This window comes from Polaromonas sp. P1_F2 (genome assembly GCF_056405735.1).
The window spans coordinates 200,354-212,988 of record NZ_JBFUBN010000005.1; the positions used below are offsets into that span (position 1 = coordinate 200,354).

The following is a 12,635-nucleotide window of genomic DNA, read 5'->3' on the forward strand; positions in this document are numbered from 1 at the left end:
CAATTGTGCCTTCATGAACACCCATTTCAGCCTCAGCGATTTTGATTTCACGCTGCCCGAAGAACTCATAGCCCAACACCCCGCCACCCAGCGCAGCGCCTCGCGCCTGCTCGACGGCCGGGAAAGCCTGCCGGTGGACCGGCGTTTCACCGACCTCCCCGGCCTGCTGCAGCCGGGCGACCTGCTGGTCTTCAACGACACCAAAGTCGTCAAGGCCCGCCTCTTCGGCCAGAAAGCCAGCGGCGGCAAGCTGGAGTTGCTGATTGAGCGGGTGCTGTCGCCGCACGCGGATGCAGGCCATGAAGTCGCCGCCCACATGAAGGTCAGCAAAAAACCCCTGCCGGGCGCGGTGCTGCAAATGGACGGCGGCTTTACCGCCACCTTGCTGGGCCGCTGGCCTGAAGAAAGCGGGCCGCTGTACCGCTTTCGCCTGAGCAGCGACCCTTACGCCCTGATGGCCCGGCACGGCCACGTGCCGCTGCCGCCCTACATCACGCATACGGATTCCGCCGACGACGAGCAGCGCTACCAGACGGTGTTCGCCAAAAACCCGGGCGCCGTGGCGGCCCCCACCGCCGCGCTGCATTTTGACGAGGCTGTGCTGGCCGAACTGGAAGCGCGCGGCATCCGGCGCGCCAGCGTGACCCTGCACGTGGGCGCGGGCACCTTCCAGCCCGTCAAGGCCGAGAACATCGCCGACCACACCATGCATTTTGAGCGCTTTGAGGTGCCCCCGGCCACGCGCGAGGCAATTGCCGCCTGCAAGGCGCGCGGCGGCCGCGTGGTGGCCGTGGGCACCACCACCGTCCGCGCACTGGAGTCCCACGCCAAATTCGGCCCCGAGTGCAATGACACCAACATCTTCATCACACCGGGCTTTGAGTTCGTCGTGGTCGACCTGCTGCTGACCAACTTCCACCTGCCCAAAAGCACGCTGATGATGCTGGTCAGCGCGTTTTCGGGCTACGAACACATCATGGCGCTGTACCGGCATGCCATCGCCCAGCGCTACCGCTTTTTCAGCTATGGCGACGCCATGCTGCTGGAGCGTAAAACCCCTGCGGCACAGCCTTAATTACACCTGCGACAATCGCACGATGCTCGAATTTGAAGTTCTGAAGACCGACACCAGCCCGGAGGACAAGGCCGGCGCCTACCTCGGTTCCTACGCCCGCCGCGGCAGGCTGACGCTCAACCACGGCGTGGTGCAAACCCCCATCTTCATGCCGGTCGGCACCTATGGCACGGTCAAGGGCGTGATGCCGCAGTCGCTGCACGACATGGGCGCGCAAATCATCCTGGGCAACACCTTTCACCTGTGGATGCGGCCCGGCCTGGACGTGATGCAGCAGTTCGGCGGCCTGCACAAGTTTGAAAGCTGGAACAAGCCCATCCTGACCGACAGCGGCGGCTTCCAGGTCTGGTCGCTGGGCGAGATGCGCAAGATTTCCGAAGAAGGCGTGAAGTTCGCTTCACCCGTCAACGGCGACAAGCTGTTCTTGACGCCAGAAATCTCCATGCAGATCCAGACCGTGCTCAACAGCGACATCGTGATGCAGTTCGACGAATGCACGCCTTACGACACCAAGGGCCACATCACCACCGAAAGCGAAGCGCGCAGTTCCATGGAGCTGAGCCTGCGCTGGGCCAGCCGCTGCATCGCCGAGTTCAACAAGCTGGAGAACCCGAACGCGCTGTTCGGCATCGTGCAGGGCGGCATGTTTGAAAACCTGCGCCAGGAATCGCTGGAAGCCCTGGTCGAGCTGGACCTGCCCGGTTATGCCATAGGCGGCGTCAGCGTGGGCGAGCCCAAGGAAGAGATGCAGCGCATCATGGCCCACACGCCGCACCGCCTGCCCACGCACAAGCCGCGCTACCTGATGGGCGTGGGCACGCCCGAAGACCTGGTCGAGGGCGTGGCCGCCGGCGTCGACATGTTTGACTGCGTGATGCCGACCCGCAACGCGCGCAACGGCCACATGTTCACGCGCTTCGGTGACCTGAAGATCCGCAACGCGCGCTACAAGACCGAAGACCAGCCGGTGGACGCGACCTGCGGCTGCTACACCTGCAAGAACTTCTCGCGTGCTTATATGCATCACCTGGATCGCTGCGGCGAAATGCTGGGTCCCATGCTGTCCAGCATCCACAACCTGCACTACTACCTGAACCTGATGCAGGAAGTGCGTGACGCGCTGGATGCCGGCCGCTTCGGCGAGTTCACCAAGCAGTTCCGCGCCGACCGGCAACGGGGCGTCTGATGAACATCAACTTGCAACGCTGGATAGACCGCTGGGCCGGCATTCCGCTGTGCGCGGCGGTTTCGGCCGTGGACGCCGTGGCGCGGCGCTTTCGCAAGGATTCCGGCGCCGATGCCGCGCCGCGCGCGATTGTCGTGATCCTGCTGTCGGAAATGGGCAGCCTGGTGCTGGCCCACGAGATGTTCGCGCGCCTCAAGCAGCGTTACCCCGATGCACCGCTGCACGCGCTGCTGTTCGGCAAGAACCGCGAAATCCTGGACCTCATGCAGGTGGTGGACCCGGCCAACGTGCACACGGTGGACGACAAGTCGCTGGGCGGCCTGCTCTCCAGCCTGTGGAGGGCGATCGGCGAGCTGCGCCGCGCGCAGGTCGACGTGGCCATCGACTGCGAGCTGTTTTCGCGCATCAGCAGCCTGCTGTCTTACGCCAGCGGCGCGCGCATCCGCGTGGGTTTTCACCGCCATACGCAGGAGGGCCTGTACCGCGGCTCGCACATCAACCGGCCCGTGCCCTACAACCCCTACCACCACATCAGCGCCCAGTTCCTGACGCTGGCGCGCGCGATTGATTCAACCGCCGTACCCAAGTCCAAACTGCCGGCCAACCTGGCGTCCGCCACCGCCAAGCCACCGCCGCACGTGCGGCTGGACCCGGCGCTGCTGCCGGGCATCCAGGCCCGCCTCGGGCAGGACTTTCCCGCGATCGCCGGCAAGCCGCTGGTGCTGGTCTACCCGGGCGGCGGCATTTTGCCGATACGCGCCTGGCCGCTGGATTCCTACACCGCGTTGTGCCAGGGCCTGGTGGCCGACGGCTGCGCCGTGGCCGTGATCGGCCTCAAGGACGACCAGGCGCTGGCGCGGCAGCTGGTGGCCAATGTGCAGACGGCTTTCCCGGCCGGCCCGGTGATCGACCTGACCGGCTACACGCGCTCGATTTCCGAACTGCTGGCGCTGTTCCATGTGGCGCGCCTGCTGGTCACCAACGACGGCGGGCCGGGCCAATTCGCGGCGCTCACGCCGATCTGGACGCTGATGCTGTTCGGCCCCGAAACCCCGGGCCTGTATGCGCCGCTCACGCCGCAATGCCACTCCTTCTACAGCCAGTGGCCCTGCTCGCCCTGCCTGACCGCCTACAACCACCGCTCGTCCTATTGCGACGGTGACAACCAGTGCCTCAAAGTCATCGCGCCGGACACCGTATTGGCCAAGGCGCGCGAGTGCCTGGCAGCCTCCTGACCCACACCCTCTGATGCCCACACTCCGATCTTTTGCCGAGGCCGTGATCCGGCGCCTGCCCGAACGCCTGCAGCCCATGGTGCGCTGGCGTTTCATCAAGTTCGGCGTGGTGGGCGCCAGCGGAACGGTGGTCAACGTCGCGGTGCTTTACCTCGCGCAGGAGTTTTTGTTCAGCGGGATTGCCGATTTCCATGACCGGCTCAACTACTCCATCGCGCTGGCGATCACCGTCGCCACCATCAGCAACTTCTACTGGAACCGGCGCCTGACCTGGCGCGACCGCAAGCACGAAGTCCACCACTCGGCGCTGTTCCTGTTTTCCAAGTACGTGATGGCCGCCGGCCTGGCCATCGTGCTGCAGTCGCTGTTGACCAAATGGCTGGCCTTGTACATGCATTACCTGCTGGCCAATGTGCTGGCCATCGCGCTGTCCAGCGTCTGCAATTTTGTGGCCAACGATCGCATGACTTTCCGCCGCCGCAGCGCCAAAATCGAGGCCGATGCCGCCGCGCACCCACCGCCCAACGATGTCCATGACAAGCCCTGAGCCCCTGAAAACACGCCTTCCCGCCCACCGCATCTGGATAGGGCTGGCCGTCCTGGTTGCCCTGGGCTATCTGTTCGGCCTGGGCGGCGACCACATCCCGCGCAACGGCGACGAGCTGGTCTACGCCCACATCGCGCGGCTCACAGCGGAAACCGGCAAATGGCTGCCGCTGGTCAGCTCCTACGACTTCATGCGCAACACCAAGCCGCCCGTCCTGTTCTGGCAGGCCATGCTGGCCGGCGGCTGGGGCGAGCACTGGACGCTGCTCAACCTGCGCCTGCCGAGCATTGCCTACACCTGGGCGATCACCCTGATGACCGCGCTGCTGGCCTGGAAGATCGTCCAGGGCGAAACCGCACCGGCCGACCGCCGCCGCCACGCGCTGGCCATGGGCGCCATCGCGGCCATCGTCTACCTGTCTTTCTTCAGCACCTACCGCTACGGCCGGCCCTACCTGACCAGCGCGCCGGAAACCTTCTGGCTGTTCGGCGTGTTGTTCGCGATTGCCTGGTCGCCGGCAAAACTGCTGGCCTCGCGTTGGGCGTTTCCGCTGCTGGCGGGCATCGCCATCGGCATCGGCTGCCTTTACAAGTCTTTTGTCATGGTGGTGCCGGTCGGCTTTGCGCTGGCGCTGTGCTACCAAGTGCTGGGTGCGCGCAAGGCGCCGTGGGATGTGTTCCGGCGCGGCATCGTGATCGACGGCGTGAAGGTCGTCGCCATCTGCTTGCTGGCACTGGCGATTTTCGGCCTGTGGTTTGCCATAGACCCGCAGCCGGGCGAAGTCTGGCGCGAGTTCGTCGTCGGCGAGAACGCCGGCAAGATGAATTCGTCAAAAGGTTACTTCGCCATCGCCTTCAGCGGCAGCAGCGGCATCCTGACCATCCTGACGGGCTACTACTCCAACGCGCTGTTCCTCTTGCCCGTTGCGGTCGGCTGCACCTGGGCCGCCTGGAAAGCCTGGCGCCAGCGCAAAGGCACAGGGCAAACCATCAGCGACACCGAAAAAGCCCTGTGGATCTGGCTGCTGGCCTTCGCGCTGGTGTTCATGGTGCCCACGCAGCGTTCCACGCGCTACCTGATTCCCGCCATGCCGGCGCTGGCCGTGCTGATCGCGCTGTACTGGGAGCGCATCGCGCGCATCTGGTTCAGCCTGACCCTGGCGATCTGCCTCATAGGCGCGCTGGCCATGGGCCTGATCGGCTACGGCGGCGTGCGCGCCACGCAGGACGCGTGGCTGTTCTCACCGCTGTACTGGCTCTTCCTGGGCGTGCTGGCCGCCGCCTGCGTCGCGGGCATGTTCAAGCCCGCATGGACGCGCCCGATTACCGCCCTCAGCAGCTTCGGCGTGCTGTTCGCGCTGGCCTGGGTCACGGCGCCGTTCAATGGCGACATGGGCCGCTTCCGTGCGGAGACCGGCGCGCAGCTCAAGGGCCAGGCCGTGTCGGTGCCCAGCAATTTCAACGGGCATTTCGAGCGCTACGAGTTCATCATCCCCGGCGCCAAAATTGTCCCCTACTTCGCCGCGCAGCCGGTGGACTACCAGGACGTGGACGCGCTCTTCAAGAACACGCGCTACGCGCTGGTGCAGCGCCGCGCCGGGCAAAAACCCTGCGAGCAGTGCCGCGTCATCGACGAGCGCTGGGACCTGCGTTCGCGCCAGGACGAAAAAGAAGGTACGCTGGGCGCCTTCAAGTCGCCGGAAACCTTCTGGTACTCCAAAGAGTACCTGGTCGAGCGCGCGGCGCCCTGATCCTTCCCGATTCACACCCCGGCAAACTTCAAGAGGAAACACCCATGCCCCGATTCAAGAGACTTGCAGGGGCGTTGGCCCTGGTGGCCATGCTGGCGCTGAGCGGTTGCGCCACGGCCATCAAGCCGCATGAAACCAGCGGCGCACCCACGCTGGGTTTCCAGAACATGGCGCTCAACCCCGGCAACGGCGGGGAACTGGTCGCCGCCGACGCGCTGCTGCCGGGCGACATCATCCTCACGGCCGAAAACGGCCTGAATTCCGTCGGCATCCGCCTGATCACGCTGTCGCCCGTGAGCCACGCGGCGGTCTACATGGGCAACCGGCAGATCGCCGAAGCCGTGGGATCGGGCATACGCATCCGCAGCGTGGATGCCCTGCTGCAAGACGAAGCGACGGTGGTGGCTTTTCGCCACCCCGACCTCACGGCCGGGCAGGCCGTCAAGATCAACACCTTTGTGGCCAGCCACGAAGGCCAGAAATACAACTACGTCGGTGTGATGCTGCAGGCCCCGTTCGCTTTGGAGCGGCGCATGTGCGAGCTGCCGCTGGTGCCGTCCATGGTGCGCGACTTCTGCATACGCGGCATCGCGGCCGTGCAGCTGGGCCTGGGGCGCAACGACCAGTTCTTCTGCTCCCAGTTCATCCTGGAGGCCTATCGCAGCGCGGGCCTGCCGCTCACCGACGCCGACCCGCGCCTGATCAACCCCGGCGACCTGCTGCACATGCGGGAGGGCGACGTGCCCTCCATCATGATTCACAAGCCGCTGCGCTATGTGGGCCACCTCAAGGCCGCTCCGCAGGTGGTGGCTGCGGAGCAGCTGGAGCGTTAACCGCCCACGTGCATGGTGAACTGCGCGCCGTTGGACAGCTTGCACTGCCCGGTGCCCATGGTGGATGAGTTCATCTGGTAGCGGCAACTGATGTAGTTGCCGCGGCTGCCGGATCCGTTGGCGACGCCTTCGCGCACGGATGAACCCGCAATGCGCGTGGCTTCCCCATTGAAACTCTCACCGTTGATATTGGTGGTGAAGGTCCCGCGCCCGTTCATGTCGTTGGTCACCACCGCGCCCACCATGCCGTAGGCTTGGGCGGCATCATTCGACGGATAGAGCCGCGCCGCGAAGGTGGTGCTGGCCGGCATGGCCGGCGTGACGTACACCGTGGAAGTGACCGGCGGATGGCCGGGCTGGACCGGCACAACATAGCAGCCCGTCAGAGCCGTGGCGCCCAGCACCGCGGCGGCCAGAGCCGTGCGGCGCGTCAGGCGTGACAGGGAAAACAGGGAGGAATCAATCTTCATACATAACCCGAAGGCCCAAGCACATGCTTGTGGCCGCAGTGTGTGGTGGTCAGCCCAAAAGGTTGCATTGAAAGATACAAGAACATCAAAAAGATACGAAAAGGATCAAAATCAGATACTTCACCGAAATTCCAGATACCAGCCACCCGCCAAATAGCCGACGCACAGCGTAAAGATCCAGGCTCAGGCACCATCAAGCCATCCACCACTTTTCTGCCGTAAAGACCATGCAATACCGCCGCCTTGGAAACAGCAACCTCAAAGTCTCCGTCCTGTGCCTGGGCACCATGATGTTCGGCAAGCAGACGCCATTTGAGGACGCGGCGCGCATCGTGGCTTCGGCCCGTGAGCACGGGCTCAACTTCATCGACACGGCCGACGTCTACAACCAGGGTCAGTCCGAGAAAGACGTGGGCAAGCTGCTGGCCGGCCAGCGGCAGCACTGGGTGCTGGCCAGCAAGCTGGGCAACGCGGTCAGCGAGAACATCAACGAAAGCCATTATTCGCGCCGCTGGCTGATCCAGCAGACCGACGCCATCCTGGCCCGGCTGCAGACCGATTACCTGGACATCCTCTACCTGCACCGCGACTACCATGAGGAGAACCTCGAGGAGGCGGTGCGCGCGCTCGGTGATTTGATACGCGCGGGCAAGCTGCGCAGCTTTGGGTTGTCCAACTTCCGCGGCTGGCGCATCGCCGAGGTGGTGCGGCTGTGCAAAGAACTGGGCGTGCCGCAACCCGCCGTGTGCCAGCCTTATTACAACCTGCTCAATCGCAGCCCGGAAGTCGAGATCCTGCCGGCCTGCGGCCACTACGGCCTGGGTGTGGTGCCCTACAGCCCCTTGGCGCGCGGCGTGCTCACCGGCAAATACCCGCCCGGCCAGCCGCCGGCCGAAGGCACGCGTGCCGGCAGCGGCGACAAGCGCATCCTGGAAACCGAGTTCCGCGAAGAGTCCCTGGTGATCGCACAGAAGATCAAGGCGCGCTGCGAAGCCAAAGGCCAGGTCCCCGGCCAGTTCGCCGCGGCCTGGGTGCTGGCCAACCCGCTGGTCGGCTCCGTCATCGTCGGGCCGCGCACGCTGCCGCATCTGGAAGACGTGTACGGCGCGGTGGACCTGGTGCTGGACAAGGGCGACGAAGCCTTTGTCAACGAGCTGGTGGTGCCCGGCCACGCGTCCAGCCACGGCTACAACGACCCGGGCTACCCCTTCTTCGGCCGCGCCCTTCCCTGAGCCGGCATTGGCCTCAGATCCGGTACTGCGACCATAAGGTATTCGTGAACCGCGATGCCCCGATCTGTTGCCGCAGCGCGTTGAACCTGGGTGCCTGCGGGTAAGCACGAAGAAATTGTTCCTGCGTCGCATGCAGCTGGTACGGCAGGTAGTAGCTGCCTTCATGCGACAGTGCCATGTCGATCATTGAACGGGTCCATTGCCCGGCGTGTTGCTGCGCATGGAACGACACGCCCTGTTTATAGTAAATCACGAAGGAAAACACATCCTGCCTGGCCCAAGCCATCAACACCGCGCGGTCAGCCGGGGTGTGGCGTATTGAGACATTCACCGCGCCCGTGGGGGTCGATTGCAACAGGCTGGACATCTTTCGCGCGAAGCTTGCGAAGTGGCGCTCCGGGACAAAGTACTCCTGCAAAACATAGCTTGAAAAATCCCGGCTTGCGGGCTCAAGCTGCGCAACATCAAGGCTGGCCTCGTAGTTGCGCCACACCACGGCCGGCTTGTCCTCGATGGAAGCGGCTTTTTCGCGAAGCGAAGCCCCGCCAGGCAACTCCGTCATGGCCCAGAAGAAAAGTTTCTCTTTGATGTAGGGGCGGCCCGGCGGCGTCAACCTCTCAGCAACGGTCAAGGGCTTGTCGGTCCGTGACCATGTGACGCAATGCGGACGGTCAAACCGGTCCGGGAATAAATCGGCGTTGTGCAATAACGCATTCGGGTTGGACAGGACTTTTTCGCGAAACCAGTCCGGATAGTCCTCAATGGGAACGCGGCTCGTCGATCTTTCTATCCGGAAGTTTTCGTCGAGATTGAGCTCAACTTCCGTGATGACCCCGACTCCCCCGTACCCGCCCAGGGCGGCATGAAAAAGTTCTGAATGAGTTTGCCTGCTGGCCTCAATCACCTCGCCGTCAGGCAAGACCATCTGCAAGGCCCGGACGGAACGGCTGACAGACCCGTGCCCGACATAACGCCCATGGCAGTTCACCGACACCGAGCCTCCCACCGTGAAACTGGCGTAGCTCTGCATGGTCTGGATCGACAGCCCCTGCGGGTCGATGATCGCCTGCAGGTCGCGCCATCGCATTCCCGCCTGGACCCTGGCGATCCGTTTGGCGGGGTCGACTTTCACCACGCCGTTCATCGCGCGCATATCCAGCTGCAAACCGCCTTGAATGGCGGTCTGCCCTCCCATGCTGAACCTGCCGCCACCAACGCTCACCTGGCCTTGCCATTTTTTCAAGGCCTGCCGGACGTCATCGGTTCCCCGGATTTCCGCGATTTCAGCCGTCTTCACCGAACTGAGGTGGGTGACATTGCACACACTCAGCGGATCGGCCGGACACTTTGCCTCGGCATTCAGCTGCGCCAGCGCCGCGCCGCCGGCAATAGCCGACAACGCCCTCCTGCGCGATGGATCGAAGCGCATCTAGCCGGCACCGCAAGCGTGGCAAAACCTGGCGAAGGCGCTCTTGCGCGTCGAACACTTCGCACAATGGTCGAACAGGCCAATGCCGCAGTGCGGACAAAAATCGATCTCCGGATTTTTCAGGTCCACGGCCCGCTCGCAGCCCGGGCACACGCTTTTTGACAGCCGCGTGAGCGCCGTGTCGTAGCTTAGTTCCTCGCGGCGCTGCGCATCGGGCAGTTGCTCGGCCAGCTTCTGCTTTTCGAGGTAGCGGTTCAGCGCGATGATGGCCTGGCGACCCACCAGCGCGGTGACGACGATGCCCACGATGTAACGCACATAACCGCCGTAGCTTGGCAGGTAAGGCACCAGCTCCACAAAAAAAGCGAACAGCGCGAAGAAGATAAAGCCCCAGACGAAAGGCCAATAGGCGCTTCTGCGCTTTTTCGCGAACAGCCAGCCGGCCGCCACCAGCAGCGGAAGCGTCAGGGCCAGGCGGTACAAAAAGACGCGCAGTTCCACGCGCCGGTATTCCGCGTTGAGCAGCACTTGCGCGGCATCCTCCATCTCCCTGAGCTTGCGGCGCTCACGTGCCGCGCCCTGGCGCGCATCGAGCGCGGCCTGCTGCTGGGCCTCGACGGCGACGCCGGCCGCGCGCTCGCGGTCTTTGAGCGCATCCAGCGCCCGCGTGCGCGACAGCAGTTCCGGGTCCTGGTCAGCCAGCTGCGTGGCGTGCCGGGTGGACAGCCAGTTGTTAAAGGTTTCACGGGCCGCGGCCGAGTCGGCCTGCGCCACCCGGCGTTTGAGCTGGGCCTGCTCGAGCGCTGTCTGCGCATCCTGCCCGGCGCGCTCGGCGACCTTGATGGCGTTACGCAGCGCGGTGCTGGCATTCGAATCCATGTAGTCGTCGAGCGAAAGCTGCTTCTCGACCTTGGGCAGGTCGCCCACCACGGTGCCGCCCAGCCCTGTCAGGAAGCCGGCGAACACAAACGCCACCAGCCAGAGGCCGCGGTGCATCCATTTTTCCGTCAATCGCAAAGTATTGGCCATGCTTATCTCCGTTTCATGGGGATGACGGGCGCGCGGATCACAGCTTGACGACCGTCACGGGCTTTCCGTCCGTCATGCGGGCCCGTTGCAGCCAGTCAAAGACCGAGTCCACCGTGACGGTTTCGATGCGGTCGGAAAAGCGCTTGCTGTCGGGGTGGTCGTCAAAGGCGACGTTGGCAGCGGTCATGCGCCCGCCCAGCCGGGTCAAGGGACCGAGCTTGAGCGCCGTGGGCTCGTAGCCCTTGAACTGCAGCCAGGCCTGCGCTTTTTCGCGCGTTGTCACGCCGGGCTCCACGGCGGCGGCCAGGGTTTCAATGGCCCACTGGTTGGACTGCTGGTATTTGCGGCCCCAGGCATAACTCACGATGCTGTAGGGCTTGTGGTGCATGGTTGTGAGCCGCGCCGGGTCTTGCAGCAGCGCCAGCAATTGGTCCTGCGCTTGCGGCGAAGGCGCGACCCAAGCCGCCTCGAAGCGCCACAGGTCGTCGAGAAAAAACTCACCCAGCCCCTGGCGGTAAACCGCCGAGTCGCTGGTGCCGCAGGTATTGAGCTTGTGCACCACGCGCCAGGTCATGCCACCCTGCCCGTCGGGCAGCTGGTAGGCCAATCCCAGGTGCGAATAGCGCACGCCGTATTTGGTGAGGTCTTGCCCGGCGCGTGCCAGCAGCACGACTTTTTCGCCGCTGGCGTTGAGGGAGGCCAGGGTTTTCTCGGCCAGCACCATGGCGCGCTCGACGGTCTGGGGCGTGGTCTTGCGGGCTTCGCAGGAACGCCCGGCATGGGCGGCAGGCGCCGTGCCGAAGACAGCAGCCGCGAGCAACAAGGGCAAAAGGGATTTGAAGATTTTCATGGTGTGGCGCCGTTTACTGCGTCAGGCGTTCGTTGTGCAACAAGGCTCTGCCCAACGCATTGGGAATAAAGGCGATCGCCTCCCCCGCTGCCGACAGCACCACACCCGCACCCACCACGCTGACCACCACCACCGTCCCGGCCACCATGGACACGCCCGCCACACCCCTGCCCACCACCTCGATGCTGGCACGCGCGCCGTCGGAGGCGCGCTCCAGCACGTACAGGGTTCCGCGGGCCGTGCTTTCCACGGCCTTGACCACCAGCACCGTACCCGCCGTGGACAACACGACCGGAATGGCCACCACGGCGCCTGCGGCAGCGCTGGCGCCGACCACAACGGACGCCACCGGCAGGGCCGACACGGCGCTCAGGGCCGAGGCCTCGGATTGCGCATGTGCGCTGAACGAGGCGGCGCTTCCCACCAGGGTGAGGCCGGCGGCGACCAAATATGTGGCTAATCGATTTTTCATGATGACTCCTTGTTCCGTGTGCTGGATTTATTCATTGGCCGCGTGGCTGCGGGCGGCACGGCCCAGGCGGGCCTCGCTGAGATCGGCCTCATGGCGGTCGCGCAGGGTCTTGGCCAGCGTGAAGCTGCAGGTAATCAGGTAGAGCCAGCTCACGCCCAGAAAGGCCTTGTAGGTTTCGTTGATCTCCATGCGCCACAGGCCCCAGCCGGTCAGCGACATGGCCAGAAAGAAGCCGCCCCACACCACCAGCTTGAACATGGGCGTGTCGGCCAGCTTGCCTTCGGCCCTGCTTTGCTCCTGGTCACGCACATACTTGGCCAGCACAAAGGCGGCCGACAGGCAGAAGAAATAACCCATGACCATGAAGGCGCGGTCCAGGTCCTTGCCGGGCAGCCACGACAGGCCCACGGCACAGAGGAAAACGGCGATCAGGAAAGATGCCCAGACCTGCAATTGCCAGGGCTTGGAGTCACGGTGTATCAGCGTCTGCATAAAAACCTTGCGGTTGTTGAGGTGTCGCCACTGTG

The 12,635-nt window shown here is 64.3% G+C and carries 13 protein-coding genes; 7 read left to right on the forward strand and 6 right to left on the reverse strand.

Going from position 1 to position 12,635, the window contains the following annotated elements; genetic code table 11:
* Window positions 1-13: 13 nt before the first annotated feature.
* Genes queA through AC1D0O_RS12555 form a run of 6 tightly spaced genes read left to right on the forward strand, consistent with a single transcriptional unit; the run spans window position 14 to window position 6,626 of the window.
* Window positions 14-1,075, forward strand: coding sequence for a tRNA preQ1(34) S-adenosylmethionine ribosyltransferase-isomerase QueA (gene queA / locus AC1D0O_RS12530; protein ID WP_477653840.1), 1,062 nt, complete (start codon window positions 14-16; stop codon window positions 1,073-1,075).
* Window positions 1,076-1,097: 22 nt separating this feature from the next.
* On the forward strand, window positions 1,098-2,261 hold the full coding sequence (gene tgt / locus AC1D0O_RS12535) for a tRNA guanosine(34) transglycosylase Tgt (protein ID WP_477653841.1): 1,164 nt from the start codon (window positions 1,098-1,100) through the stop codon (window positions 2,259-2,261).
* On the forward strand, window positions 2,261-3,496 hold the full coding sequence (locus tag AC1D0O_RS12540; RefSeq protein ID WP_477653842.1) for a glycosyltransferase family 9 protein: 1,236 nt from the start codon (window positions 2,261-2,263) through the stop codon (window positions 3,494-3,496). Before tgt ends, AC1D0O_RS12540 begins: the two co-directional genes overlap by 1 nt.
* Window positions 3,497-3,509: 13 nt before the next feature.
* Entirely contained in the window at window positions 3,510-4,043 is a 534-nt protein-coding gene (locus AC1D0O_RS12545; protein ID WP_477653843.1) for a GtrA family protein, read from the forward strand.
* Window positions 4,030-5,793, forward strand: a complete 1,764-nt coding sequence (locus tag AC1D0O_RS12550; RefSeq protein WP_477653844.1) for an ArnT family glycosyltransferase — start codon at window positions 4,030-4,032, stop codon at window positions 5,791-5,793. Before AC1D0O_RS12545 ends, AC1D0O_RS12550 begins: the two co-directional genes overlap by 14 nt.
* 44 nt (window positions 5,794-5,837) lie before the next feature.
* Entirely contained in the window at window positions 5,838-6,626 is a 789-nt protein-coding gene (locus AC1D0O_RS12555) for a C40 family peptidase (RefSeq protein ID WP_477653845.1), read from the forward strand.
* Here AC1D0O_RS12555 and AC1D0O_RS12560 read toward each other — a convergent pair.
* Window positions 6,623-7,096, reverse strand: coding sequence for a hypothetical protein (locus tag AC1D0O_RS12560; RefSeq protein ID WP_477653846.1), 474 nt, complete (start codon window positions 7,094-7,096; stop codon window positions 6,623-6,625). The two genes, AC1D0O_RS12555 and AC1D0O_RS12560, sit on opposite strands and share 4 nt — an antisense overlap.
* A 227-nt stretch (window positions 7,097-7,323) precedes the next feature.
* On the opposite strand from AC1D0O_RS12560, the gene AC1D0O_RS12565 reads away from it, so the two are divergent.
* On the forward strand, window positions 7,324-8,328 hold the full coding sequence (locus tag AC1D0O_RS12565; protein ID WP_477653847.1) for an aldo/keto reductase: 1,005 nt from the start codon (window positions 7,324-7,326) through the stop codon (window positions 8,326-8,328).
* Window positions 8,329-8,341: 13 nt separating this feature from the next.
* Here AC1D0O_RS12565 and AC1D0O_RS12570 read toward each other — a convergent pair whose 3' ends face one another.
* From AC1D0O_RS12570 to AC1D0O_RS12590, 5 genes are read right to left on the reverse strand one after another with little or no spacing between them, the layout of a single operon-like run.
* A complete protein-coding gene (locus tag AC1D0O_RS12570; protein ID WP_477653848.1) occupies window positions 8,342-9,757 on the reverse strand; it encodes an FAD-binding oxidoreductase in 1,416 nt (471 codons plus the stop codon).
* The gene (locus AC1D0O_RS12575; protein ID WP_477653849.1) at window positions 9,758-10,786 is read right to left on the reverse strand and encodes a serine endopeptidase; all 1,029 of its coding nucleotides are present in this window, start codon (window positions 10,784-10,786) and stop codon (window positions 9,758-9,760) included.
* 37 nt (window positions 10,787-10,823) lie between these two features.
* A complete protein-coding gene (locus AC1D0O_RS12580; protein WP_477653850.1) occupies window positions 10,824-11,636 on the reverse strand; it encodes a DUF2145 domain-containing protein in 813 nt (270 codons plus the stop codon).
* A gap of 13 nt (window positions 11,637-11,649) precedes the next feature.
* The gene (locus AC1D0O_RS12585; RefSeq protein WP_477653851.1) at window positions 11,650-12,108 is read right to left on the reverse strand and encodes a hypothetical protein; all 459 of its coding nucleotides are present in this window, start codon (window positions 12,106-12,108) and stop codon (window positions 11,650-11,652) included.
* Window positions 12,109-12,135: 27 nt separating this feature from the next.
* On the reverse strand, window positions 12,136-12,600 hold the full coding sequence (locus AC1D0O_RS12590; protein WP_477653852.1) for a YiaA/YiaB family inner membrane protein: 465 nt from the start codon (window positions 12,598-12,600) through the stop codon (window positions 12,136-12,138).
* Window positions 12,601-12,635 lie beyond the last annotated feature (35 nt).